Source organism: Pseudomonas sp. TNT2022 ID642 (genome assembly GCF_028656995.1).
In the GTDB taxonomy this organism is placed as follows: Bacteria; Pseudomonadota; Gammaproteobacteria; order Pseudomonadales; family Pseudomonadaceae; genus Aquipseudomonas.
Genome location: NZ_JAMDGW010000001.1, coordinates 474,070 through 496,775, shown reverse-complemented (window position 1 = coordinate 496,775; position 22,706 = coordinate 474,070). Strand labels below are relative to the sequence as shown.

The following is a 22,706-nucleotide window of genomic DNA, read 5'->3' as shown; positions in this document are numbered from 1 at the left end:
TGTTCCCGTTACGTTTACGTCACCGTGAGGCCACCCGCGCTTGTGGTGTTTCTCTACGGCAACGTGCCATCACGCTACTCCGCTACACACTTTTCGCTGACGACAGGTCGCACCATCAAGGTGCAACGTCAGAAGCGACTGCCCTTTCCTGGATCAGAATCCACGGCGAAACCACCACCGCCCACAACTGTGGATCGCGTTCGAAAAGATCCAGCGCCCGCGTTTCAGAGAGCTTGGCGACTTTGTCTGCGGCCAGCCACGCGGCCACTTTCTCGCCCTCATCCGAAGCCACGGCCTCGGCCGCCGCGATCAAATCCAGGTCAGGGTCGACCCACAATAGGGCACCCTTGGCGAAGAACGGCTCCAACTCTTTCCAGGTAATAGATGCGGTTTCACCAAGCAGCTTGGCATAGAGGGTGCTAGGTTCTTGATTCATGGGTGCTGTCCGGAAAAGAAATCGACGCGAATAATAACGTCGGTGGTCCGCCAGCAAAACCCGGTTGCAAATGGCTGCACCGAACGAAAAGAGCAGGAACGCCAGGGAATGCTGCTGATTGGGCTATATGCCCACGAACGCCCCGCCGCAATTCTGTCTTTTTCATTCAAAAATGCGACACCCCCAAGTTTTGCCCCTCGGCGCCCGCTTCCCAGGCTGACAACCGGCGCTCTACACTGTACCGGTACAGTTGCCGGGGGCATTTCCGGAGGGTATCGCAAAGATATCTGACCCGGTTCTGCTGCTACGGCGCCAGAACTCAAAAAAATTACAACAGTAAGAGTGGAGCACTATGACTAAGGCTACTAAGCAGATTTCCAAACTGTTTGCCGCTATGGTTCTGGCCGGGGTTGCCAGCCATTCGTTCGCAGCTGACACCATCAAAATCGGTATCGCCGGTCCTAAAACCGGTCCAGTAGCCCAGTACGGCGACATGCAGTTCAGTGGCGCAAAAATGGCCATCGAGCAAATCAACGCCAAGGGCGGCGTCGACGGCAAGAAACTCGAAGCCGTTGAATACGACGATGCCTGCGATCCAAAACAAGCGGTAGCGGTCGCGAACAAGGTCGTCAACGACGGCGTCAAGTTCGTGGTCGGTCACCTGTGCTCCAGCTCCACTCAACCGGCTTCGGACATCTACGAAGACGAAGGCGTGATCATGATCACCCCGGCTGCCACCAGCCCGGACATCACCGCCCGTGGTTACAAAATGGTCTTCCGCACCATCGGTCTGGACAGCGCCCAGGGCCCTGCCGCCGGTAACTACATTGCCGACCACGTGAAACCGAAAATTGTCGGCGTCCTGCACGACAAGCAACAGTACGGTGAAGGCATCGCCACCGCGGTGAAATCGACCCTCGAGAAGAAAGGCACCAAGGTTGCCGTGTTCGAAGGCGTCAACGCCGGCGACAAAGACTTCTCGGCGATCATCGCCAAGCTCAAGCAAGCCAACGTCGATTTCGTCTACTACGGCGGCTACCACCCGGAGCTGGGTCTGATCCTGCGTCAAGCACAGGAAAAGGGCCTGAAAGCCAAGTTCATGGGTCCGGAAGGCGTGGGTAACGACTCGATCACTCAGATCGCCAAGGACGCGTCCGAAGGCCTGCTGGTGACCCTGCCGAAATCCTTCGACCAGGATCCAGCCAACATCGCCCTGGCCGATGCATTCAAGGCGAAGAAAGAAGATCCGAGCGGTCCGTTCGTGTTCCCGTCCTACTCGGCGGTTGAAGTGATTGCCGAAGGCATCAAGGCAGCCAAGTCCGAAGACGCGACCAAAGTGGCTGAAGCCATTCACGCCGGTACCTTCAAGACCCCGACTGGCGACCTGAGCTTTGACGCCAAGGGCGACCTGAAAGACTTCAAATTCGTGGTTTACGAGTGGCACAACGGCAAACCTAAAACTGAAGTTTCGCCTCAGTAAGGCGCTGCCTGACTGACTGCCAATAAAGCCCACGGCGTGCCGTGGGCTTTGTTTTACGAATGTATTGGGCCGCGCTGGCGTGATCCGCCAGTCTCCCCACCTGAAAATCTCAAAACCGTCATCAGCGGTTCGCTGGCAAAACCCGGATTCGAAGTGGATAAAGATCCACGGGGCCGGGCGGGAAAATGACTCCACCAGTGAAATGCGTATCAGGTTTTTAGGAGCGCTGTAATGCCTGACATCTATCACTTCTTCCAACAGCTGGTTAACGGCCTGAACGTTGGCAGCATGTATGCCTTGATCGCCATCGGCTACACGATGGTTTACGGCATCATTGGAATGATCAACTTCGCCCACGGCGAGGTGTACATGATCGGCTCTTACGTGGCGTTCATCGCCATCGCCGGGTTGACCATGATGGGACTCGACAGTGTCCCGCTGTTGATGACGGCGGCGTTCATCGCCAGCATCGTCGTCACCAGTTCCTACGGTTACAGCATCGAACGGATCGCCTACCGCCCCCTGCGCGGCAGCAACCGTCTGATCCCGCTGATTTCCGCGATCGGTATGTCGATCTTCCTGCAGAACACGGTTCTGCTGGCGCAAGACTCCAAGGACAAAGCTATCCCCAACCTGATTCCGGGCAACATTGCCTTCGGTCCAGGTGGCGCACAAGAAGTGCTGATTTCCTACATGCAAATCGTGGTGTTCGTGGTGACCCTGATCGCCATGCTCGGCCTGACGCTGTTCATCTCCCGCTCTCGCCTGGGTCGCGCCTGCCGCGCCTGCGCCGAAGACATCAAGATGGCCAACCTGCTCGGCATCAACACCAACAACATCATCGCCCTTACCTTCGTCATTGGTGCCGCGCTGGCAGCCGTTGCGGCTGTGCTGCTGAGCATGCAATACGGTGTGATCAACCCGAACGCCGGTTTCCTCGTCGGCCTCAAAGCCTTCACCGCCGCAGTATTGGGCGGGATTGGCAGCATCCCCGGCGCCATGCTCGGCGGGCTGGTGCTTGGGGTGGCAGAAGCCTTTGGTGCCGATATCTTCGGCGACCAGTACAAGGATGTCGTGGCTTTCGGCTTGTTGGTTCTGGTGCTGTTGTTCCGTCCGACCGGCATTCTGGGCCGTCCGGAGGTTGAGAAAGTATGACTAGGAATCTTAAACAGGCACTGTTCAGTGCCTTGCTGGTGTGGGCCGTGGCCTACCCGGTACTCGGTTTGAAACTGACCATCGTCGGCATCAACCTGGAAGTGCACAACACCAGCCCGACCGTGCTGGCGACCATCGCCATCTGTTCGGTGCTGATGTTCCTGCGCGTGCTGTTCAACCAGCAGATCAGCAAAGCCTGGCGTGCGTCGCCGGGCCTGCCGCTGATTCCGGCCAAGGCGAGCAACTTCCTCACCCTGCCAACCACCCAGCGCTATTTCATCATTGCGCTGATCCTGGTGGCGCTGGTGTGGCCGTTCTTCGGCTCCCGTGGCGCGGTGGATATCGCGACGCTGATCCTGATCTACGTGATGCTCGGCCTCGGTCTGAACATCGTCGTCGGTCTGGCCGGTCTGCTCGACCTCGGTTACGTCGGTTTCTACGCCGTCGGCGCCTACAGCTACGCGCTGCTGTCGCACTACTACGGCCTGAGCTTCTGGATCTGCCTGCCGATTGCCGGCCTGATGGCGGCGACGTTCGGCTTCCTGCTGGGCTTCCCGGTGCTGCGTTTGCGCGGTGACTATCTGGCGATCGTGACCCTTGGTTTCGGTGAGATCATCCGTCTGTTCCTGCGTAACCTGACCGACATCACCGGTGGCCCGAACGGCATCAGCAACATCGAGAAACCGACGTTCTTCGGCCTGACCTTCGAACGTAAAGCGGCGGAAGGCATGCAAACCTTCCACGAATATTTCGGCCTGCAATACAACTCGATCAACAAGGTGATCTTCCTTTACCTGGTTGCGCTGTTGCTGGCGCTGGCGGCGCTGTTCGTCATCAACCGCCTGCTGCGCATGCCGATCGGCCGTGCGTGGGAAGCACTGCGTGAAGACGAAATCGCCTGCCGTGCGCTGGGTCTGAATCCAACGATCATCAAGCTGTCCGCGTTCACCCTCGGTGCTGCGTTTGCCGGTTTCGCCGGTAGTTTCTTCGCTGCCCGTCAGGGTTTGGTGACGCCGGAGTCGTTCACCTTCATCGAGTCGGCGATCATCCTCGCCATCGTCGTATTGGGTGGCATGGGCTCGCAGTTGGGCGTGATCCTGGCGGCCGTGGTGATGATCCTGTTGCCGGAAATGATGCGTGAGTTCAGCGAGTACCGCATGTTGATGTTCGGTGCGCTGATGGTATTGATGATGATCTGGCGTCCACAAGGTCTGCTGCCGATGCAACGCCCACACATGGAGTTGCGAAAATGAGCCGCGAGATCCTTAAAGTCGAAAACCTGAGCATGCGCTTCGGCGGTTTGCTCGCGGTCAACGGTGTGGCCCTGACCGTCAAAGAGAAACAGGTGGTTGCATTGATCGGGCCGAACGGCGCGGGCAAGACCACCGTGTTCAACTGCCTGACCGGTTTCTACAAGCCATCTGGCGGCAGCATCCTGCTCGATGGCGAACCGATCCAGGGCCTGCCGGGCCACAAGATCGCCCTCAAAGGCGTGGTGCGTACCTTCCAGAACGTGCGCCTGTTCAAGGACATGACGGCGGTCGAGAACCTGTTGATCGCCCAGCACCGTCACTTGAACACCAACTTCCTGTCCGGCCTGTTCAAGACCCCGGCGTTCCGCAAAAGCGAGCGCGAGGCCATGGAGTTCGCCGAGTACTGGCTGGAAAAGGTCAACCTCAAAGAGTTCGCCAACCGTACCGCCGGCACGCTGGCCTACGGTCAGCAACGACGTCTGGAAATCGCTCGCTGCATGATGACCCGTCCGCGGATCCTCATGCTCGACGAACCGGCGGCCGGTCTGAACCCGAAGGAAACCGAGGATCTCAAGGCGCTGATCAGCGTTCTGCGCGAAGAGCACAACGTCACCGTGCTGCTGATCGAACACGACATGAAACTGGTCATGAGCATTTCCGACCACATCGTCGTGATCAACCAGGGCACACCTCTGGCTGACGGCACGCCGGAACAGATCCGCGACAATCCTGAAGTGATCAAAGCCTACCTGGGGGAAGCGTAAATGCTGCAGTTCGAAAACGTTTCCACCTTCTACGGCAAGATCCAGGCCCTGCACAACGTCAACGTCGAAGTCCGTCAGGGCGAGATCGTGACCCTGATCGGCGCCAACGGTGCCGGCAAGTCCACACTGCTGATGACGCTTTGCGGTTCGCCGCAGGCGCACAGCGGCAGCATCCGCTACATGGGTGAGGAACTGGTCGGCCAGGACTCTTCGCAGATCATGCGCAAGAGCATCGCCGTGGTGCCGGAAGGTCGTCGGGTGTTTGCCCGTCTGACCGTTGAAGAAAACCTGTCCATGGGCGGCTTCTTCACCGACAAGGGCGACTATCAGGAGCAAATGGACAAGGTCCTCGGCCTCTTCCCACGCCTGAAAGAACGCTTCAACCAGCGCGGCGGCACCATGTCCGGCGGCGAACAGCAAATGCTCGCCATCGGCCGGGCGCTGATGAGCAAGCCGAAACTGCTGCTGCTTGACGAGCCGTCGCTGGGCCTGGCACCGATCATCATCCAGCAGATTTTCGACATCATCGAAATGCTGCGCAAGGATGGTGTGACGGTGTTCCTGGTCGAGCAGAACGCCAACCAGGCGCTGAAAATCGCTGACCGGGCGTACGTTCTGGAGAACGGCCGCGTGGTCATGCAAGGCACTGGTGAAGCACTGCTGACCGACCCGAAAGTACGCGAGGCGTACCTCGGCGGTTGATGCATTTCGCTGAACAAAAAAACGGCCTTCGGGCCGTTTTTTTATGCCTGCGAAATCCCCCTGTAGGAGCTGCCGAAGGCTGCGATCTTTTGATCTTGATCTTAAAAACAAAGATCAAAAGATCGCAGCCTTCGGCAGCTCCTACAGGTGATGCGCGTTTTTTCTGAAAAAGATCTGGTTGGGCTGTAACGCATCGCCATGAGCTTTCTCTAGAGGGACAAGCAAGCGCAATCGCGCTTGTAAAAACCCTGAACAAAACTGGAGAAACACCATGACTGCTACCACCCGCACCCTGTCCGCTACCGCCCTGGTTCTGGCCCTCGGTTCCGCTCTGAGCATCGCCACTGTTTCCACCGCCCAGGCCGCCGACGCCAACATGGAAAAATGCTTCGGCGTGGCCATGAAAGGCAAAAACGATTGCGCCGCTGGTGCAGGCACCACCTGTGCCGGCACCGCAAAAATGGACTATCAGGCCAACGCCTGGAAACTCGTTCCAAAGGGCACCTGCGCTACCACTGAAAGCAAAACCTCGCCGACCGGTTTCGGTCAGATGGAAGCCTTCAAAGCCAAGTCCTGATCGTTGGCCTGCCTGAGTGACGATCATGTTCACTATCAATGACCATGCCCAATCCCGCACTCAGGCAGCCCGCACCGGGCTCCCGTCCCGTGCCGGGCTGGGACTCAAGACCGGGCACTTTCGTGAAGTGCTCGGCTCACAACCGGACATCGGTTTCTTCGAAGTCCACGCCGAAAACTACATGGTGGCCGGCGGTCCGTTTCATCATTTTCTCGGTTTGATCCGCGAGCAGTATCCGCTGTCGTTGCACGGTGTCGGCTTGTCCATCGGTGCTGAAGGGCCGCTGGATAAACAGCATCTTCAACGCCTTGCCGAGCTGATTCAGCGCTATCAACCGCAAGCCTTTTCCGAACATCTGGCTTGGTCGAGCCATGGCCCGGTGTTTCTCAATGATCTGTTGCCGCTGGCCTATGACACGCCGACGCTGAATCGCGTCTGCGAGCATATCGATCAAGTGCAGAACACGCTCAAACGGCCCATGTTGCTGGAGAATCCGGCAACCTATCTGGCGTTTCAACGCTCAACCCTCGATGAGGCAGATTTCATCGCTGAGGTCATCCGCCGTAGCGGCTGCGGCCTGCTGCTGGACGTCAACAATGTCTACGTTTCTTGCGTGAACCATCAGCGTGACCCACTGGCGTATCTCGATGCGCTGCCACTACACACGGTGGGTGAAATTCATCTGGCCGGGTTCGCCGAAGATAGCGACAGCCTTGGCGATCGCTTGCTGATCGACGATCACGGCGCGCCGATCGATCAAGCCGTCTGGGGTTTGTACCGGCAAGTGCTGCAACGCATCGGCCCGGTGGCGACGTTGATCGAGCGCGACAATCACGTGCCGGCGTTTGCGGTGCTACTGGCGGAAGCTCAGCAAGCTGATGCACTTTTGCTGGATGCTGGAGCACGCACATGAGCACTCAACGCGCTTTCGCTGCCGCGCTCATCGACACGCGACTACCCTGCCCCGAAGGCCTGTGCAGCGCCAACGGTGCTGATCCGGCGAGCCGTTTCGCGGTGTATCGCAACAACGTACAGGGTTCGCTGATCAATGCGTTGAGCGACAGTTACCCGGTGGTTGCGCAATTGGTCGGCGATGAATTCTTTCGCGCCATGGCGGCCGTTTTCGTCCAACAGCAGCCGCCGCAGAGTCCGTTGATGAATCGCTACGGCGAGGTATTTGCGGACTTCATTGCAGCGTTTGAACCGGCCGGCGGCGTGCCTTATCTGGCAGACGTGGCGCGTCTTGAGCACTTGCGCACCCTCGCCTACCACGCGGCCGACGCCCTGCCCGTGCGCGCGGAACAGATCACGGCAGCACTGGCTGATGTGCAAACGCTGAGTGAGCTGCGCCTCAACCTTCATCCCTCCCTTCACCTGCTCGACTCAGCCTATGCCGTAGTCGCGATCTGGGGCGCACATCAACACGACTCGACGCTGGAGGGGATCGACGTCAACCAAAGGCAACACGCGCTGGTGTTGCGCAATGGCCTGGACGTCGAAGTGTTCGCCCTCGAACCCGGCGCCAGCGTGTTTATCCGCAATCTGATCGATGGACAGCCTCTCCTGGCAGCCGCTGAACACAGCCCTGAATTCGACCTCGCGCAAACCCTCGGCCTGCTGATCGCACACAACGCGATCACCCAAATGAACAACAAGGAATCGCCATGAGCCGCCTCATCACCCGCGCCATCGCGCTGCTGGAAAAAATCCCTCACAGCCTGATCGCCTTCATTGCGCGTTTCTCGATAGCCGCGGTGTTCTGGAAATCAGGGCAGACCAAGGTTGAAGGCCTGGCCATTGACCTGATCGACGGCAGCTTACAACTCGGCTGGCCACGTCTGGCCGACTCGACGATTCCGTTGTTCAAGAGCGAATACCACGTACCGCTGCTGTCGCCAGAGATTGCCGCGCACATGGCGGCGTTCGCCGAGCATTTCTTTCCGCTGCTGATTCTGATTGGCTTCGCTACGCGGTTTTCGGCGCTGGCATTATTGGGCATGACCCTGACCATTCAGCTTTTTGTCTACCCAGATGCCTATCCGACTCACGGTACCTGGGCGGCGGTGTTGCTGTACCTGATGGCGACGGGGCCGGGCAAGTTATCGATTGATCATCTGATCGCCCGCCACTTGGCCAACTGAACGCCGACCTGTAGGAGCTGCCGAAGGCTGCGATCTTTTGATCTTGCTTTGAAAAAAACAAAATCAAAAGATCGCAGCCTTCGGCAGCTCCTACATGGGGTTTATGTTCATATGATCAGCGCTGAAGTCGATCCAGCGCCTCGCCGCTGCGCTTGAACCAGCCGATCAGATAGTCAGCGAGTACCTGCGTGCGTTTTGGTAATCCGCCCTGATACGGATGCACCAGGTACATCGGCATACGCCGGGTCTGAAAGTCACGCAGGAGCCAGCGCAATCTGCCGTCAGCCAATTCCGCCTGCAGCAAGTAGGAAGGCAACCTCGCAATCCCGGCGCCACTGAGTGCAGCTTTCTTCAGCAAGTTGTAATGGTTGCTGGCAAACGGTCCTGATACTCGCACCCGTAACAATTCATGCTGCTGGTGATACAGCCATTCCTCACGCCCGCTGTAGTGGCTGTTGAGCAAACAGCGATGTTCGGCCAGAGCCTGTGGCGTCAGCGGTTCTCCGAAGCGCTCGAGATACGCCGGGCTGGCGCAGGTCATTTCCTGCCAGGCCAACAACGGCTTGGCCACTAGTCGTTCGTCATTGGCCACCTCGCTGCGGATCCCCAGATCAAAGCCGTCCCGGGACAGATCGCGGTAACTGTTGTTCAGCTCCAGCTCAATCTGCACCTCAGGGTATTGATGCGAGAACTCCAGCAACAAACCCTCAAAGAAGGTTTCACCCAGCGACACCGGCACCGTCATGCGCACCGGACCGGCCATATCGTCCTTCAATCGCGCCAAGGCCTGACGCGCCCTTTCCACCTGGACGACCAGCGCCTGGGCCTGCGGCAACAATGCTGCGCCGGCGGCGGTCAGGCTCAAGCGCCGGGTGGTGCGTTGCAACAACACCACAGAAAACTGCGCTTCGAGCTGGCTGATGCGTTTCGACAGCTGGCCCTTGCTGCAGCCCAATTGCTGCGCTGCCAAGGTGAAACTGCCCGCTTCAATCAACACCGCGAACGCCGCCAGATCATCCATCTCGCTCATGGATTGTTTCCATTTGAAAACCAAAGGTTGCCCATTAGTGCGCTTATCCGCAGAAAAAACCACTCTAGACTGAAACCTCGTTCAACCACTTGAGGTACAAGCTCGATGAAGATTCTGTTGATAGGCGCTGGCGGCACTATTGGTTCGGCGGTGGATAAAGAACTCTCGCAACGCCACGAAGTCATCCGTATCGGGCGCAGCAGCGGTGATTTGCAGGTGGATATCAGCGACAGCGCATCAATCCGCAAACTGTTCGAAAAAACCGGCAAGTTCGATGCACTGGTCTGCGCCGCCGGCAACGTCACCTTCGCCCCACTGGGTGAGATGACGGAAGACAGCTTCGCTCTCGGCCTCAAAGACAAGCTGATGGGCCAGGTCAATCTGCTGCTGATCGGCCGCGAATTCGCCAACGACGGCGCTTCGTTCACCTTCACAACCGGCGTGCTCAGCCACGATCCGATCCGCAGCGGCGCATCGGCAGCGCTGGTCAACGGTGCTCTGGACAGCTTCGTTCGCGCCGCCGCCATCGAATTGCCACGCGGCCTGCGAGTGAACTCGATCAGCCCGACCGTGCTGCTCGAAGCGATGGGCAGCTACGCCCCGTATTTCCGTGGCTACAAGCCGGTTCCTGCGGCAGATGTGGCATTGGCCTACGCGAAAAGTGTCGAAGGCCTGCAAACCGGTCAGACGTTTCACGTGGGCTAAACCCTTGTGATGAACGGTCAGGCTGCGTAACGTGGCGGCACTTGTCTGGAGAGCCGAAAATGCGTGTTGCCCGTTCGTTGGTCGTTGTTGCCCTGCTGCCGTTGTTTGCCGCTTGCCAGTTGTTCGATGGCCAGCGAGAAAGTGCCTCGCACGTCGGGCAGACGCGGATGCAGGGGCAACTGACCGCTGCTGACGGCAAACTGGTGTTCCAGCCATGTCAGGATCAGCGTCAACTGGTGGTCAATGACATCGGTGGCACCAGTATTCTGCAAGAGGCTGCTACCCTCGCCGACGAGCAAGGCAAACTTTTCGCCGATGTTCGCGGCAAAGTCGCCGGCGATCGACTCGACCTCACGCAGTTGTATCGCGTCGAGCGCTCCGGCACTGCCTGCGATGATCCGAATTTCAAACTGCTGATCCTGCGTGCCGCCGGCCATGGCCCGGAGTGGAATGTCAAAGTCAGCGGCAAAGGCATGGTCATCGACCGCGAAGGTCAGCCGCCACTTGCCGTGCCGTATATTGAAGATCAGTTGGGCGATGGCCGCTTCAATCTGAGCAGCGAAGTCAACAACCAGCGCATCGAATTGTGGGTCGCGCCGCAGCGCTGCGTCGACAGCAGCACCGGTAGCGTGCAGCACATGAGCGCCGAGTTGCGCATCGACGGCCAGGTGCAGCGTGGTTGCGGGTATTTCGGCGGATCGCGCAACGACTGAGCGTTTTAGCCTCACCGGATCCGGCCTTTGCGGCTTATAATCGCGGCCTTCAAACGCCCTGGCGCAGTTGTGCGCCCCGCGAACCCGGATCCTCGCCATGTTACGAATCACTGAACTCAAGCTGCCAATCGACCATCCCGAAGAAGACCTGCGCGTTGCCATCGTGCAACGTCTGGGCATCGCCAGCGATGATCTGCTCGATTTCACCTTGTTCAAGCGCAGCTACGACGCGCGCAAAAAGTCCTCCGAACTGTGCTTCATCTACACCATCGACCTCGAAGTGCGCGACGAGGCCAAGGTGTTGGGCAAGTTCGCCGACGACCGTAACGTCAACATGGCGCCGGATGTCAGCTACAAATTCGTCGGCCAGGCACCAAGCGACCTGAGCCAGCGCCCGATCGTTGTCGGTTTCGGCCCGTGTGGCATCTTTGCTGGCCTGCTGCTGGCGCAAATGGGCTTCAAGCCGATCGTCCTCGAACGCGGCACCGAAGTCCGCCAGCGCACCAAAGACACTTGGGGCCTGTGGCGTAAAAGCGTGCTCAACCCCGAGTCCAACGTGCAGTTCGGCGAAGGCGGCGCGGGCACGTTCTCCGACGGCAAGCTATACAGCCAGATCAAGGATCCGAAGTTCCTCGGCCGTAAAGTCCTGCACGAGTTCGTCAAGGCCGGCGCGCCGGAAGAAATCCTCTACGTCAGCAAGCCGCACATCGGTACATTCCGTCTGACCGGCATGGTGGAAAACATGCGCGAGCAGATCCGCGAACTGGGCGGCGAAGTGCGCTTCCAGGAACGCGTCACCGACGTGCTGATCGAGGACGGCCAATTGGTCGGCGTACAACTGGCCAGCGGCGAAACCCTGCATTCGAAACACGTGGTTCTGGCCCTCGGCCACAGCGCCCGCGACACTTTCCGCATGCTCCACAGCCGTGGCGTGTTCATGGAAGCCAAGCCGTTTTCGGTGGGTTTCCGCATCGAACACCCGCAATCGCTGATCGACCGTGCACGTCTGGGCAAATACGCCGGGCACCCGAAACTCGGCGCTGCCGACTACAAACTGGTGCACCACGCCAAGAACGGCCGTTCGGTCTACAGCTTCTGCATGTGCCCGGGCGGCACCGTGGTCGCGGCGACGTCCGAGCCGAACCGCGTGGTCACCAACGGCATGAGCCAGTACTCGCGTAACGAGCGCAACGCCAACTCCGGCATCGTCGTCGGCATCACCCCGGAAGTCGATTATCCGGGTGGCCCGCTGGCCGGGATCGAGTTGCAGGAGCGTCTTGAATCTCACGCGTTCATTCTTGGCGGCAGCGATTACAAGGCGCCGGCGCAACTGGTTGGCGACTTCATCAACGACATTCCATCGACCGAACTGGGTGAAGTCGAGCCGTCGTACAAACCGGGCGTGGCGCTGGGCGATCTGGCCCTGGCCTTGCCGGATTTTGCCATCGAGGCAATCCGCGAAGCCTTACCAGCGTTCGAGAAGCAGATTCGTGGTTACTCGCTGCACGATGCAGTCTTGACCGGGATCGAGACGCGTACTTCGTCACCGCTGCGCATCACTCGTAACGAAACGCTGCAGAGCATGAATGTGAAGGGCTTGTTCCCGGCCGGTGAAGGCGCGGGTTATGCGGGCGGGATTCTGTCGGCGGGTGTTGACGGGATTCGCATTGCAGAAGCCGTGGCGCGCGACATCCTCGGCCTCACTGACTGACACAAAACCCTGTAGGAGTGAGCCTGCTCGCGATAGCGGTAGTCCATTCAACATCAATGTTGAATGTTATTACGCCATCGCGAGCAGGCTCACTCCTACAGTTGATTTCGGTGTGTCAGATATTCGCGCGCAGGACTGAAGTCGGCAGCGGCTCACCGCGCTCGGCACTCGCAGTCACTGCTTCGATCAACCCTGCCAACTCATACCCCTGCGCCTTCAGCCAAACCTGATCGTAATAAGTGTCGGCATACCGCTCGCCACCATCGCACAAAATCGCCACGATCGACCCCGACTCCCCCGCCGCCTTCATCTGTTGCGCCGCCATCAAGGCGCCGATCAGATTGGTCCCGCTCGACCCGCCGACATGCCGTCCCAGACGTTTCGCCAGATAATGCATGGCCGCCAGTGACAAGGCGTCCGGCACTTTGACCATCGCATCGATCACCTTGGGCAGAAACGACGCTTCGACCCGTGGCCGGCCAATGCCTTCAATGCGCGAACCGCAATCCAGACGCAAACTCGCATCGCCGGTCTGGTAGTAATCGAAGAACACCGAACGCTCGGCATCCGCGCACAGCACGCGAGTGCAATGCTGGCGATAGCGCACGTAACGACCGAGCGTTGCGGTGGTGCCACCAGTGCCGGGGCTGGAAATCAGCCAGCTCGGTTCCGGGTGTTGCTCATAGCGCATCTGCTGGAAGATCGATTCAGCAATGTTGTTGTTCGCCCGCCAGTCAGTGGCACGTTCGGCGTAGGTGAACTGGTCGATAAAGTGGCCGCCATGTTCGCGGGCGAGACGCTCGGATTCGGCGTAGATCTGCGTCGGATCTTTCACCAGATGGCTCTGGCCACCGTAGAACGCGATCTGCGCGATCTTCTCTTTGGACGTGGTCGCCGGCATCACCGCAATAAACGGCAAGCCCAGCATCCGCGCGAAATACGCTTCGGAAATCGCCGTCGAACCGCTGGACGCCTCGATCACCGGCGCGCCGGGCTTGAGCCAGCCGTTACACAACGCATAGAGGAACAACGAACGGGCCAGGCGATGTTTGAGGCTGCCGGTCGGATGGCTGGATTCATCCTTGAAATACAACTCGATGCCCGCAAAACCCGGCAGCGGCAAAGGAATCAGGTGGGTGTCGGCGCTGCGCTGAAAATCCGCTTCGATGATGCGGATCGCTTCGCGGGCCCACTGTCGGTTGTCGCTCATGGTGATGGTTCTCGTTGAATCGGGCAGGAGATGAATGTGTACAAAAGGCTCACTCATCAGCTTAGGAAAAATCCTATAGCGCGCACAGATACAGCTGAGTCTCAATATGTCAGGCAACTGCTAGGCTCAGCGTGGCTTGAGCCAGACACCTTGTAACGACATATAACAAAAAAGAATATAACTTTTGTTTTAACAACTAACAGTACGGGTTAGGGTGTCCCACCTTTTTACTTTATCGATGGAGAGCGACCTTGCCTCTGCGTAGCACTTTCACGCGTTTCTTTCAGTTGGAAGCTGCCAGCGGTCTGTTATTGATCGCCGCGGCCATCCTGGCGCTGATTATCAACAACTCGCCACTGTCGTGGCTGTACACCGGCCTGCTCGACACTCCGGTGGTGGCGCAGATCGGTGCGTTGAAAATCGCTAAACCCCTGCTGCTGTGGATCAACGACGGTCTGATGGCGATGTTCTTCCTGCTCATCGGCCTGGAAGTTAAGCGCGAAGTCCTCGACGGCCAGTTGTCCAAGCCGTCACAGATCGTCCTGCCCGGTGCAGCCGCTATCGGCGGCATGCTGGTGCCAGCGCTGATTTACTGGTTCCTCAACCGCGACAATCCGGCAGCGCTCGACGGCTGGGCGATCCCGACCGCGACCGACATCGCCTTCGCCCTCGGCGTGCTGGCCTTGCTCGGCAAGCGTGTGCCGGTATCGCTGAAGCTCTTCCTGATGACCCTGGCAATCATCGATGACCTCGGCGCCATCGTGATCATTGCGATCTTCTACTCCGGCGAACTGTCGACCCTGTCGCTGGGTCTGGCGGCAGCGTGCATTGCAGCGCTGGTGGCGATGAATCGCTTGGGCGTGGTCAAACTCGGGCCGTACATGATCATCGGTTTGATTCTTTGGGTCTGTGTACTCAAGAGCGGTGTGCACGCCACGCTGGCGGGCGTAACCCTGGCCTTCTGCATTCCATTGCGCACGAAAAACGCAGAGCCGTCGCCGCTGCTGACCCTCGAACATGCGCTGCACCCATGGGTGGCCTACGGCATTCTGCCGCTGTTCGCCTTCGCCAACGCCGGCCTGTCACTGAGCGGTGTCACCGTGGAAAGCTTCACCCATCATGTGCCGATGGGCATCGCGGTAGGCCTGCTGTTGGGCAAGACCGTCGGCGTGTTCGGTCTGACCTGGCTCGCGGTCAAAACCGGCATCGCCGCCCTGCCCCAAGGCGCCAACTGGGGTCAGGTGCTGGGCGTGGCGATCCTCTGCGGCATTGGCTTCACCATGAGCCTGTTCGTTGGATCGCTGGCGTTTGAGCCTGGTGTGAGTGATTACGCTGGCATGGACCGAATGGGGATTTTGACCGGGTCGATTCTGGCGGCGCTGATTGGTTATGCGGTGACGGCGGCGGCGAGTCGCCGGAATACTCTGAAAAACGCTTGAGACGCATTTTTCTACAAAAGTCGAGGCCCTTCTATCCAGAGGGGCTTGGCTCTGAACCTCGCAAGTGTGCTATATCTTTGGTCGACAGCCGCACCTTCTCAGCACCGATTCTGGAGTCATCCATGTCACGTAAAGCAGAAAAACGCCCAATGACGGACGATCAGATTTCCATACAGGAGTCTCGGATTCCGGACATCGCTCTGAAGGCATTCAGCAACGCCTACAGAATGGCGCTCGCCAATGGTGCTGCAGTGCTCGTTGCTAAAGATGGTCAGCTATTTGAAGTGACAGAGAAGAGTTCTGTTGCTTTGCGCACAATAGGCACCTACGGAAATCTGAAAAGCGGCACTCGCCTGCACATCAACAAATCCTCGAAACAGGTTATTTCTTGAGCACACCGAGAATACGGATATTCGCAGGCCCGAACGGGTCAGGAAAAAGCACCTTCAATCGACTGGTTCCAGCGCATTTGCTGGGAAATTACATAAATCCTGATGACATAGAACGCTCAATCAAAGATACAGGGTATTTTGACTTCACCTCCTATCGCATCGAAGCTCACAAAGAAGACATCTTTGAATTCTTTCGTGAGCACGCTCTACTCAAGAAATCCCCTCACTCATTGGCAAAGCTGGATTCCCTGAAAATCGACGGTGAAAGGCTTAGCTTCGCAAATACTGTAATCGACTCCTACGTCGCATCAGCCCTTTCCGACTTCATACGAAGATCTTTGATCAAAGAGCGAATCAGCTTTACGTTTGAAACTGTCATGTCGTCCTCTGACAAGGTCAAACTGCTCGCCGAAGCTCATGCTTCCGGTTACCGGGTTTATGTTTACTACGTCGCTACCGCCGACCCTCAGATCAACATTGCCAGGGTTGCGTATCGTGTCAAACAAGGTGGGCACAGCGTTCCTCCTGAAAAGATAGAGGCACGGTACTGGAGATCTTTGGAGCTTCTGTCTGATGCCATCCTGACCTCCAACAGAGCCTACATTTTCGACAACTCGGATGAAGGTAGCGAAGGTCTCACCCAGATTGCGGAGATCACCGATGGCGATCTGATTGAGATCAAATCAGATACTCAGCCACCTTGGTTCAAAGAGTTCGTGCTCGACAAATTACTGTAGTGCGCTGAACAAATTTTTCCTGCGGGCTCAGTCCTCTGAGTCTCGAACAACAGCCAATCTACAAATCAGCATCCGTCGAACAATCCCCACGTCTTTAGCGACGCGTCCTACAGCCACCATTTTCCTGCTTCGTTAACGTTGCGCAGCCCTTTGCGAAGGGCTGTCGACGGATGAACGAAAGGACGATCAGTGGCTGGCAACAAGGACATTCCCCGGGTTTCCAACCCACCGCAAGGCGACGGGCATCACGTCACCTACCGCTACATGACGGCCACTGAACTGGCCGAACGCGACGCCAGACAGAACGCTTACGACGCCATGCTGGCGCGGCAGGAGGCTTTCGAGCGCAGCCGTGAGGTGGCGGTCAAAAAAGCCGATCCCGTGCGCGCTGGCTGCGTATTCGCCAAGTCCTGCAAATTGCCGGATGCGATTATCGATTACTCCAATCCTTCGGGGATGGTGCCGACTGACAGCCTGAAGGATTACGGCGAGCTGATTCTGTTGGGTGCGCGTGAGGCCGATGAAAGCGGCGCAGTTCCGCTCAAGAAAATCGGCGCAACCGCTATTCCGGCCGGATTTGGCAGTCTGGCTCTGGCGGGATCGGTGTTTGAAGCACTGCCCGCCGTGGTATCCAGCGCGGCTATTGCGCCTTTGGTTGGTTTGGTTGCGCTGTTCATGCCATCGAGCCTTGGTGACAGCGCGCTCTATACCGACGAACAACTGCGTGGACTTGCACAGGCGCGAACGCGTGTTCGGTTGAGGGTCGAACAGCAGGCCGACGGCAGCCTGAAGGGCTACGGCTTCTACACCGGCAAGAATCGCGATTGGGAAATGGTCGATGTCGCGCAGTTCACCGCGCGAGACAGCCAGTTCATTGCGGATCTGGGCGAAGGCGTCGAGCTGATCTGGACGCCTGCCGAGGATGGCTCAGATATCCTCGGTATTCCCGCGCTGGAGGCTGCACCGCAGGCACCGCACATCTGGGTTTATCCGCCGACGAAAGCGGCGGTTGGAATTCTGGTCAATCCGGTTTATCCGCCGGAGTACCGGGATTTCATTTTGGTTTTTCCCGTGGGGTCGGGAGTAAAACCGATTTACATTGTTGTCAGCGCTGCGAAAGGCACCGCCGAAGCGGGTCATACCTACCACCCGGCTCCTGAAACGGTAGATATCACAGCCTTTCCTGATTTGAGAAGAGCAAAAAAGAAAACACCATACAACGGAGGGCTTCGGGATCGCTGGATCAACGCGAAAGGCCGGATAATTTACGAATGGGACTATCTGCACGGCGAACTTGAAGCATACCGCGCAAGCGATGGGAGCCATTTAGGCTCTTTCGACCATAGGACCGGCGAACAGATAGATCCGCCCAAAAAGAACCGAAGTATCAAAAAATATTTATGAGGATTACATGGGACTGAAGGCCAGGCTTGAATGGTATGACAAGCAAACCGAACTGGGTGAAGGAGAGGAGTTGTCGAAAGATTTTGGTGAGGACTGCTCACTAATTGAAGCGTTAGGCCTGTCGCCTGCCAGAAACATAAATAATGGCGGATTTGATGTTAAATCCGATTGGTTAAAGATTCTTCAACCGTACTTCCAGCACTTCATCCAATATTCGTCTTACGACTATCAGATATCGTTCGTATACCGCAACAACTGGTAGCCCCCCATTCAATACCCGAAAAATATCAAAAAAGATATCTGTGAGGAAGAGGTGGGACTAGAACTGAGACTGGAATGGTACGACACAGCAACCCTGCAATTGCAGGGCGAGGAGTCGTCAAAAGATCTGGGGGATGATGAATCAGTACTGAATGCCTTAGGCATTCCGATAGAGGGCAACATCAATAATGGCAGCTTCAATGTTGTCGAAAAGTGGGTTGCTACCATTCAGCCGTACTTTCAACATCAAATCACCCTGAGTACTAACGACTATCAAATTTCGTTCGACTACAGCTAATAGCGAAAAAAGGCTGATTGACCGTATGCACTACCTTTCGATCACCGGATTTTTTCCTGATGAAGTTCAGGACGACTCCTTGCAATTCGAGCGGTACATCACCGGTAACGAGATGGATGAGCAAGTCGCGCAACTCATTGAGTCCAAGCCTGTAAGCGAACTGGAGCCCGGCGAGTTGTTATTGAGCACGGATCAAATAGCTGCTCTGGAAGCTCTTCTCAACGAGAGCTTCCCGAAAGGCTTGGATTACTTCATGGGAACCTGTTTCGATTACTGACTCAACGAGCTGGAAGCAATAAAGAAAAACCCCGACCAGTCACCTGATCGGGGTTTTCTTTACCCTGAATTCCGCTTAGTGCGAAACGCGGCTGGTCCCGCCAACGGTGGAGATGCGCACGCGTTCGCCAACGCGGAACACTTCGTTTTCCTGAACCTGCTGCACATAGGCACGCATGCTGCCGTCGTCTTCACGCACGGTGATTTCCACACCTTGGGTACGGGTCAGACCTTCTTCGGTTGCCGAACCGATCAGACCGCCCGCCACCGCACCGATGACCGCAGCAACGATGCTGCCCTTGCCGCCGCCGATGGCGCTGCCGCCGACGCCGCCGACCGCTGCACCAGCGAGGCCGCCGATCGGGGTTTTGGTGCCTTCGATTTTCACCGGGCGCAGGGATTCGATGGTGCCCATGCGAATCGTCTGCACACGACGCGCTTCGTCACGGGAGTAGGAGTCACCGGTCAGGCTCGATTGGCAGCCGGTAAGCAACATCGCCATCGTGGAAAAGGAAGCAACCAGCAGAACAGACTTACGCATAGCATCAACTCCAAAGAAACATATAGTCATTAAACTCCGTGGCTTGACGCCTGTCACGACACTGCCCGGATAAATTGGCTTTCATTCAGGCGCGGTACAGACACCTGCACGCTCTCCCTGATTTAGCCCCTACAGTAGCGCCAAATTACCGATTCTGCGCCACGGACACCAAGGATTTTCATGGATTACTTCATCATCGTCGTCACCACTGTCGCCGGTTTGTACTTCCATTGGTGGTTGTACGTGCGGATCAAGCGCTGGATGGATCGCGATCTGGCGTTGTCGCTGGCGGGCAAGGATGAAGGCAAACGCGCCTTCATGCTCGAACAGTTGGCGAACGCTCAGGCGCAGAGGATCAAGCGCCGGGATCTGCCGAAGTGGCTGGAGGCCGCTGCGGCAGACTATCCCGCTCGGTAGACTGCTCAGGGTGCCAGACGTTCAAGAATCCAGTCGGCGCCCTGCGCACGGTAGTTGAGGCGATCGTGCAGACGGCTCGGACGGCCCTGCCAGAATTCGATGCGCTCAGGCAGCAAGCGGTAACCGCCCCAGTGTTGCGGGCAGTCGGGCTGAGTATCGGAGAAGCGCTGCTCGGTGGCCTTGAGCAAATCTTCCAGTTCACCGCGCCCGTTGATCACTCGACTCTGCGGTGACGCCCAAGCACCGAGACGGCTGCCCAGCGGACGCACCTGATAATACGCATCCGACTCCGCGGGCGTGACCTTGACCACCCGCCCTTCGATGCGCACCTGACGCTCCAGGGTCGGCCAGAAGAAGGTCATGGCGGCGAACGGGTTAGCCGCCAGGTGCTGGCCCTTGGCGCTGTCGTAATTGGTGAAGAAGGTGAAGCCCTGCTCGTCCAGGCCCTTGAGCAGCAGAATGCGACAGTGCGGTCGCCCATCCTGGTCGACCGTGGCCAAGGTCATGGCGTTGGCTTCCACCGGTGCCTGTTCGGTGTTCACCGCGTCGGCGAACCACTGGTGGAACAGCGCAAACGGCTCGGCCGGGGCTTGCGCCTCGGTCAGACCATCCCGGGTGTAATCACGACGCATATCTGCCAGAGCCTGGGTCATGGCGCATTCCTTTTCGTTAGCGGATCACTTCTTGGTGGCATCGGTCGCGGCGACTTTCTTGTCGGTCGCGGCGGCTTTGGCTGGCGTGGTTTTCTTCGCTGGGGCCTTGGCCGGGGCCTTTTTAGCCGGAGCCTTGGCAGCGGCTTTCTTGGCCGGAGCCTTTTTGGTAGCCGGAACAGCTGCTTTCTTCGCGGCGGGGGCCGGGGTGACTGGTTTGGCGGCAGGCTTGACGTCTTGCGCAGCAACCATGGTCACTGGCTTCGGCGCTGGCATGTTGTACTTGCTCAGCAGGGCAACCATGGTGTTTTGCGGGGTCACCAGCAGTTCAACGCGACGGTTAAGCGCACGACCTTCAACGCTGTCGTTGGCTGCACGCGGCGCTTCGGAACCCATGCCACGCAGCATCAGGCGATCACGCTGCAGGCCGCTGAGACGGAAGATCGCCGCAATGGACTGGGCACGTTCCTGGCTCAGCTTGATGTTGGCAGGCGCTGCACCACTGGAATCGCTGTGGCCAAGGACCAGCACGGCCGTTTTCGGGTCGGCTTCAAGGATTTTCGCCACACGGGTGAACGGGCCGAGGGTGACCGGCAGCAGCATGGCTGGACGATCCGGGTTGAACGAGCCTTCGACCGGCGCGGTCACGACCAGCACGTTTTCACGGCGCTCGAGTTGCAGATTGCTGTCCTTGACCGCTTCACGCAGGCGCGGCTCGTAGTCGTCGAGCCAGGCCTGGGTCACTTTCGGATCCGGCATCGGCACGGCTTTGGTGGTGGGTTGATCCTTGCCGCCGAACGGCCACCACCATTTGCCACCCGCATCGGCTTCAGCTTTGGCCACGGTTGCCGGTTTTTTCGCTTCCGGGGCGACTTCAGCCTTCATGTCCGCTTTGACCGCTTCATCATCGGAACCGAACGGCCAGTACCACGGGCTGCTGCTTTCAGTCTTCGCCACGGGTGCAGTGGCCGCAGGTTTCAGCGGAGCCGGGGCCGGAGCCGGTTCCTTGGCTGCGACCTTGTCGGAAGAGCCGAACGGCCACCAACTACCGCCGTCCGCATCGTTTTTCGGGGTCTGTGCACAACCGGTGATCGCTACACACAGGGCCAGGGCGAGAGTCTTTTTAGATGACATTGAAAATCCACAAAATGAAGTAATGAAAAATCAGAGCACTTTCGCCCGGATAAACAGCCGTTTTGAATCGAAAAACACGCCGAGGTTCCGGCCCTGGAACTTCTATTGACGCTTTACAGACAAGTGGCAAGCACCCGCGCGAGCTTCTGCGCGCGCGGATCCATCAAGACGTACGGCCCAAGGGTATTTGTCACAAAACCGAAGGCAACATCATGCTCAGGATCAGCGAAACCGATGGAACCGCCCGCGCCGGGATGGCCGAACGCCTTGGAACCGAGACCGTAAGTGGCGTTGGGCACATCCGGTTGATCAAGCATGCAGCCCAGACCGAAACGGGTGCGGGTCAACAGTGTCTTGTCTTCGCCGAGGCTGTGTTCGCGGGTCAGCTCTTCGAGCATGTCGCTTTCGAGGAGGCTGCCGTCAAGCAGACCCGCGTAGAAACCGGCCAGACTGCGCGCATTGCCGTGACCATTGGCCGCCGGTTGCTGCATGCGGCGCCACTCCGGTTTGTTGGTGCTGGTGAGCACCGACGGCGGGTTGGTAAAAGCGCGGGTGGTCATCGCGGTGGGCTCGCGCATGGTCACCTGCAGCAACCGTTGCGCGGCGGCATCGCCAGCATTGCCCTTGCCGCGCGCAATGTGCGCCACACGGTGGAATTCTTCGTCAGCCAAGCCCACGTGGAAATCCAGGCCCAACGGTTTGGCGACACGGGCGACAATGGATTCGCCCGGCCCGCGACCGTCGGCACGGCGCAGCAATTCGCCGATCAGCCAGCCGTAAGTGATCGCGGCATAACCATGGCCAGTGCCCGGCGTCCACCACGGAGCTTCGACGGCGAGGGCATCGACCATGGTTTGCCAGTCATACAACGCTTCCGGCGCCAGCAATTCACGCAGCGCCGGCAAACCGGCCTGGTGGCAGAGCAATTGGCGCAGGGTCACGGATTCTTTGCCAGCGGCGGCGAATTCCGGCCAGTAGCGCGCAACTGGAACATCCAGTTGCAGCTTGCCTTCGCCGACCAGTTGCAGGGCGGTGACAGCTGTAAAGGTTTTGGTGCAAGAGAACAGGTTGGCGATGGTGTCGCTGTGCCAGGCTTCGGCGCCATCCTTGTCGGCAGTGCCGGACCAGAGGTCGAGGACGGTTTCTCCACCGACCTTGATGCACAGGGCTGCGCCGCGTTCCTGGGGATCGTCGAACAGTGCGGCAAAGGCTTCGCGCACCGCTTCGAATTGAAGCTCGTAATGTCCCTGAATCTGCACCCGCAACTCCCCCGCGAAAAC

At 58.2% G+C, this 22,706-nt stretch carries 27 protein-coding genes; 20 read left to right on the top strand and 7 right to left on the bottom strand.

Annotated features, from left to right (window positions below):
• Positions 1-115: 115 nt before the first annotated feature.
• On the bottom strand, positions 116-436 hold the full coding sequence (locus M5G26_RS02330) for a DUF2288 domain-containing protein (protein ID WP_038358184.1): 321 nt from the start codon (positions 434-436) through the stop codon (positions 116-118).
• 352 nt (positions 437-788) lie between these two features.
• Between M5G26_RS02330 and M5G26_RS02325 the strand changes: the two genes are divergently transcribed.
• The 9 genes from M5G26_RS02325 (at position 789) to M5G26_RS02285 (ending at position 8,508) form a co-directional block, all read left to right on the top strand.
• The gene (locus tag M5G26_RS02325) at positions 789-1,916 is read left to right on the top strand and encodes a branched-chain amino acid ABC transporter substrate-binding protein (RefSeq protein WP_007918518.1); all 1,128 of its coding nucleotides are present in this window, start codon (positions 789-791) and stop codon (positions 1,914-1,916) included.
• A gap of 231 nt (positions 1,917-2,147) precedes the next feature.
• Positions 2,148-3,071 carry a high-affinity branched-chain amino acid ABC transporter permease LivH gene (livH, locus tag M5G26_RS02320; protein WP_007918526.1) on the top strand — a complete coding sequence of 308 codons (924 nt, stop codon included), beginning with the start codon at positions 2,148-2,150 and terminating at the stop codon, positions 3,069-3,071.
• A complete protein-coding gene (locus tag M5G26_RS02315; RefSeq protein ID WP_038358181.1) occupies positions 3,068-4,324 on the top strand; it encodes a high-affinity branched-chain amino acid ABC transporter permease LivM in 1,257 nt (418 codons plus the stop codon). The genes livH and M5G26_RS02315 overlap by 4 nt, the downstream gene beginning before the upstream one ends.
• Positions 4,321-5,088 (top strand): high-affinity branched-chain amino acid ABC transporter ATP-binding protein LivG, encoded by a 768-nt coding sequence (livG, locus tag M5G26_RS02310; RefSeq protein ID WP_027621149.1) that lies wholly within the window; start codon positions 4,321-4,323, stop codon positions 5,086-5,088. Before M5G26_RS02315 ends, livG begins: the two co-directional genes overlap by 4 nt.
• Positions 5,089-5,790 carry an ABC transporter ATP-binding protein gene (locus M5G26_RS02305; RefSeq protein WP_007918536.1) on the top strand — a complete coding sequence of 234 codons (702 nt, stop codon included), beginning with the start codon at positions 5,089-5,091 and terminating at the stop codon, positions 5,788-5,790.
• A 271-nt stretch (positions 5,791-6,061) separates the two neighbouring features.
• The gene (locus M5G26_RS02300; RefSeq protein WP_273914339.1) at positions 6,062-6,367 is read left to right on the top strand and encodes a BufA1 family periplasmic bufferin-type metallophore; all 306 of its coding nucleotides are present in this window, start codon (positions 6,062-6,064) and stop codon (positions 6,365-6,367) included.
• A 25-nt stretch (positions 6,368-6,392) separates the two neighbouring features.
• Positions 6,393-7,280, top strand: coding sequence for an MNIO family bufferin maturase (gene bufB / locus M5G26_RS02295; protein ID WP_273914338.1), 888 nt, complete (start codon positions 6,393-6,395; stop codon positions 7,278-7,280).
• Positions 7,277-8,035, top strand: coding sequence for an HvfC/BufC N-terminal domain-containing protein (locus M5G26_RS02290; RefSeq protein WP_273914337.1), 759 nt, complete (start codon positions 7,277-7,279; stop codon positions 8,033-8,035). Before bufB ends, M5G26_RS02290 begins: the two co-directional genes overlap by 4 nt.
• Entirely contained in the window at positions 8,032-8,508 is a 477-nt protein-coding gene (locus M5G26_RS02285; protein ID WP_273914336.1) for a DoxX family protein, read from the top strand. Before M5G26_RS02290 ends, M5G26_RS02285 begins: the two co-directional genes overlap by 4 nt.
• 115 nt (positions 8,509-8,623) lie before the next feature.
• Here the strand turns inward: M5G26_RS02285 and M5G26_RS02280 are convergent, their stop codons facing one another.
• Positions 8,624-9,538: a LysR family transcriptional regulator gene (locus tag M5G26_RS02280; RefSeq protein ID WP_102902694.1), complete on the bottom strand. Its 915-nt coding sequence runs from the start codon at positions 9,536-9,538 to the stop codon at positions 8,624-8,626.
• Between the two features lie 105 nt (positions 9,539-9,643).
• Between M5G26_RS02280 and M5G26_RS02275 the strand changes: the two genes are divergently transcribed.
• The 3 genes from M5G26_RS02275 to M5G26_RS02265 all read left to right on the top strand — a co-directional run bounded on the left by M5G26_RS02275 (position 9,644) and on the right by M5G26_RS02265 (position 12,667).
• Complete coding sequence (locus tag M5G26_RS02275; RefSeq protein WP_122600752.1) at positions 9,644-10,243, top strand: short chain dehydrogenase; 600 nt, start codon at positions 9,644-9,646, stop codon at positions 10,241-10,243.
• 59 nt (positions 10,244-10,302) lie between these two features.
• Positions 10,303-10,956: a COG3650 family protein gene (locus M5G26_RS02270; RefSeq protein ID WP_273914335.1), complete on the top strand. Its 654-nt coding sequence runs from the start codon at positions 10,303-10,305 to the stop codon at positions 10,954-10,956.
• Between the two features lie 97 nt (positions 10,957-11,053).
• Positions 11,054-12,667: an NAD(P)/FAD-dependent oxidoreductase gene (locus M5G26_RS02265; RefSeq protein WP_134176824.1), complete on the top strand. Its 1,614-nt coding sequence runs from the start codon at positions 11,054-11,056 to the stop codon at positions 12,665-12,667.
• A gap of 115 nt (positions 12,668-12,782) precedes the next feature.
• On the opposite strand, the gene M5G26_RS02260 is transcribed toward M5G26_RS02265, so the two are convergent.
• Complete coding sequence (locus M5G26_RS02260; protein WP_273914334.1) at positions 12,783-13,877, bottom strand: PLP-dependent cysteine synthase family protein; 1,095 nt, start codon at positions 13,875-13,877, stop codon at positions 12,783-12,785.
• 251 nt (positions 13,878-14,128) lie between these two features.
• On the opposite strand from M5G26_RS02260, the gene nhaA reads away from it, so the two are divergent.
• From nhaA to M5G26_RS02225, 7 genes are all read left to right on the top strand, one after another.
• The gene (gene nhaA / locus M5G26_RS02255; protein WP_108225273.1) at positions 14,129-15,316 is read left to right on the top strand and encodes a Na+/H+ antiporter NhaA; all 1,188 of its coding nucleotides are present in this window, start codon (positions 14,129-14,131) and stop codon (positions 15,314-15,316) included.
• 122 nt (positions 15,317-15,438) lie between these two features.
• Complete coding sequence (locus tag M5G26_RS02250; RefSeq protein ID WP_034154984.1) at positions 15,439-15,708, top strand: hypothetical protein; 270 nt, start codon at positions 15,439-15,441, stop codon at positions 15,706-15,708.
• On the top strand, positions 15,705-16,445 hold the full coding sequence (locus M5G26_RS02245; RefSeq protein ID WP_038358152.1) for a zeta toxin family protein: 741 nt from the start codon (positions 15,705-15,707) through the stop codon (positions 16,443-16,445). Before M5G26_RS02250 ends, M5G26_RS02245 begins: the two co-directional genes overlap by 4 nt.
• Before the next feature lie 189 nt (positions 16,446-16,634).
• Positions 16,635-17,849, top strand: coding sequence for an S-type pyocin domain-containing protein (locus M5G26_RS02240; protein WP_273914333.1), 1,215 nt, complete (start codon positions 16,635-16,637; stop codon positions 17,847-17,849).
• Between the two features lie 7 nt (positions 17,850-17,856).
• Entirely contained in the window at positions 17,857-18,111 is a 255-nt protein-coding gene (locus M5G26_RS02235; RefSeq protein ID WP_273914332.1) for a colicin E3-like toxin immunity protein, read from the top strand.
• Between the two features lie 51 nt (positions 18,112-18,162).
• On the top strand, positions 18,163-18,408 hold the full coding sequence (locus M5G26_RS02230; protein ID WP_273914331.1) for a colicin E3-like toxin immunity protein: 246 nt from the start codon (positions 18,163-18,165) through the stop codon (positions 18,406-18,408).
• A 25-nt stretch (positions 18,409-18,433) separates the two neighbouring features.
• Positions 18,434-18,685, top strand: a complete 252-nt coding sequence (locus tag M5G26_RS02225; RefSeq protein ID WP_273914330.1) for a pyocin S6 family toxin immunity protein — start codon at positions 18,434-18,436, stop codon at positions 18,683-18,685.
• A gap of 75 nt (positions 18,686-18,760) precedes the next feature.
• Here M5G26_RS02225 and M5G26_RS02220 read toward each other — a convergent pair whose 3' ends face one another.
• On the bottom strand, positions 18,761-19,225 hold the full coding sequence (locus tag M5G26_RS02220; RefSeq protein WP_007918566.1) for a glycine zipper 2TM domain-containing protein: 465 nt from the start codon (positions 19,223-19,225) through the stop codon (positions 18,761-18,763).
• Positions 19,226-19,405: 180 nt separating this feature from the next.
• On the opposite strand from M5G26_RS02220, the gene M5G26_RS02215 reads away from it, so the two are divergent.
• Complete coding sequence (locus tag M5G26_RS02215) at positions 19,406-19,642, top strand: hypothetical protein (RefSeq protein WP_273914329.1); 237 nt, start codon at positions 19,406-19,408, stop codon at positions 19,640-19,642.
• A gap of 5 nt (positions 19,643-19,647) precedes the next feature.
• Here M5G26_RS02215 and pdxH read toward each other — a convergent pair whose 3' ends face one another.
• The 3 genes from pdxH to M5G26_RS02200 form a co-directional block, all read right to left on the bottom strand.
• Positions 19,648-20,295 (bottom strand): pyridoxamine 5'-phosphate oxidase, encoded by a 648-nt coding sequence (gene pdxH / locus M5G26_RS02210; RefSeq protein ID WP_273914328.1) that lies wholly within the window; start codon positions 20,293-20,295, stop codon positions 19,648-19,650.
• A gap of 24 nt (positions 20,296-20,319) precedes the next feature.
• Positions 20,320-21,426, bottom strand: a complete 1,107-nt coding sequence (locus tag M5G26_RS02205) for an OmpA family protein (RefSeq protein ID WP_273914327.1) — start codon at positions 21,424-21,426, stop codon at positions 20,320-20,322.
• A gap of 113 nt (positions 21,427-21,539) precedes the next feature.
• Positions 21,540-22,685 (bottom strand): serine hydrolase domain-containing protein, encoded by a 1,146-nt coding sequence (locus M5G26_RS02200; protein ID WP_273914326.1) that lies wholly within the window; start codon positions 22,683-22,685, stop codon positions 21,540-21,542.
• Positions 22,686-22,706: the final 21 nt, after the last annotated feature.

Excerpts from the sequence above, each read along its gene's own strand:
- M5G26_RS02330 (WP_038358184.1), bottom strand. The coding sequence starts at position 436 with ATGAATCAAGAACCTAGCACCCTCTATGCCAAGCTGCTTGGTGAAACC.
- M5G26_RS02325 (WP_007918518.1), top strand. The coding sequence starts at position 789 with ATGACTAAGGCTACTAAGCAGATTTCCAAACTGTTTGCCGCTATGGTT.
- livH (WP_007918526.1), top strand. The coding sequence starts at position 2,148 with ATGCCTGACATCTATCACTTCTTCCAACAGCTGGTTAACGGCCTGAAC.
- M5G26_RS02315 (WP_038358181.1), top strand. The coding sequence starts at position 3,068 with ATGACTAGGAATCTTAAACAGGCACTGTTCAGTGCCTTGCTGGTGTGG.
- livG (WP_027621149.1), top strand. The coding sequence starts at position 4,321 with ATGAGCCGCGAGATCCTTAAAGTCGAAAACCTGAGCATGCGCTTCGGC.
- M5G26_RS02305 (WP_007918536.1), top strand. The coding sequence starts at position 5,089 with ATGCTGCAGTTCGAAAACGTTTCCACCTTCTACGGCAAGATCCAGGCC.
- M5G26_RS02300 (WP_273914339.1), top strand. The coding sequence starts at position 6,062 with ATGACTGCTACCACCCGCACCCTGTCCGCTACCGCCCTGGTTCTGGCC.
- bufB (WP_273914338.1), top strand. The coding sequence starts at position 6,393 with ATGTTCACTATCAATGACCATGCCCAATCCCGCACTCAGGCAGCCCGC.
- M5G26_RS02290 (WP_273914337.1), top strand. The coding sequence starts at position 7,277 with ATGAGCACTCAACGCGCTTTCGCTGCCGCGCTCATCGACACGCGACTA.
- M5G26_RS02285 (WP_273914336.1), top strand. The coding sequence starts at position 8,032 with ATGAGCCGCCTCATCACCCGCGCCATCGCGCTGCTGGAAAAAATCCCT.
- M5G26_RS02280 (WP_102902694.1), bottom strand. The coding sequence starts at position 9,538 with ATGAGCGAGATGGATGATCTGGCGGCGTTCGCGGTGTTGATTGAAGCG.
- M5G26_RS02275 (WP_122600752.1), top strand. The coding sequence starts at position 9,644 with ATGAAGATTCTGTTGATAGGCGCTGGCGGCACTATTGGTTCGGCGGTG.
- M5G26_RS02270 (WP_273914335.1), top strand. The coding sequence starts at position 10,303 with ATGCGTGTTGCCCGTTCGTTGGTCGTTGTTGCCCTGCTGCCGTTGTTT.
- M5G26_RS02265 (WP_134176824.1), top strand. The coding sequence starts at position 11,054 with ATGTTACGAATCACTGAACTCAAGCTGCCAATCGACCATCCCGAAGAA.
- M5G26_RS02260 (WP_273914334.1), bottom strand. The coding sequence starts at position 13,877 with ATGAGCGACAACCGACAGTGGGCCCGCGAAGCGATCCGCATCATCGAA.
- M5G26_RS02250 (WP_034154984.1), top strand. The coding sequence starts at position 15,439 with ATGTCACGTAAAGCAGAAAAACGCCCAATGACGGACGATCAGATTTCC.
- M5G26_RS02235 (WP_273914332.1), top strand. The coding sequence starts at position 17,857 with ATGGGACTGAAGGCCAGGCTTGAATGGTATGACAAGCAAACCGAACTG.
- M5G26_RS02225 (WP_273914330.1), top strand. The coding sequence starts at position 18,434 with ATGCACTACCTTTCGATCACCGGATTTTTTCCTGATGAAGTTCAGGAC.
- M5G26_RS02220 (WP_007918566.1), bottom strand. The coding sequence starts at position 19,225 with ATGCGTAAGTCTGTTCTGCTGGTTGCTTCCTTTTCCACGATGGCGATG.
- M5G26_RS02215 (WP_273914329.1), top strand. The coding sequence starts at position 19,406 with ATGGATTACTTCATCATCGTCGTCACCACTGTCGCCGGTTTGTACTTC.
- pdxH (WP_273914328.1), bottom strand. The coding sequence starts at position 20,295 with ATGACCCAGGCTCTGGCAGATATGCGTCGTGATTACACCCGGGATGGT.
- M5G26_RS02205 (WP_273914327.1), bottom strand. The coding sequence starts at position 21,426 with ATGTCATCTAAAAAGACTCTCGCCCTGGCCCTGTGTGTAGCGATCACC.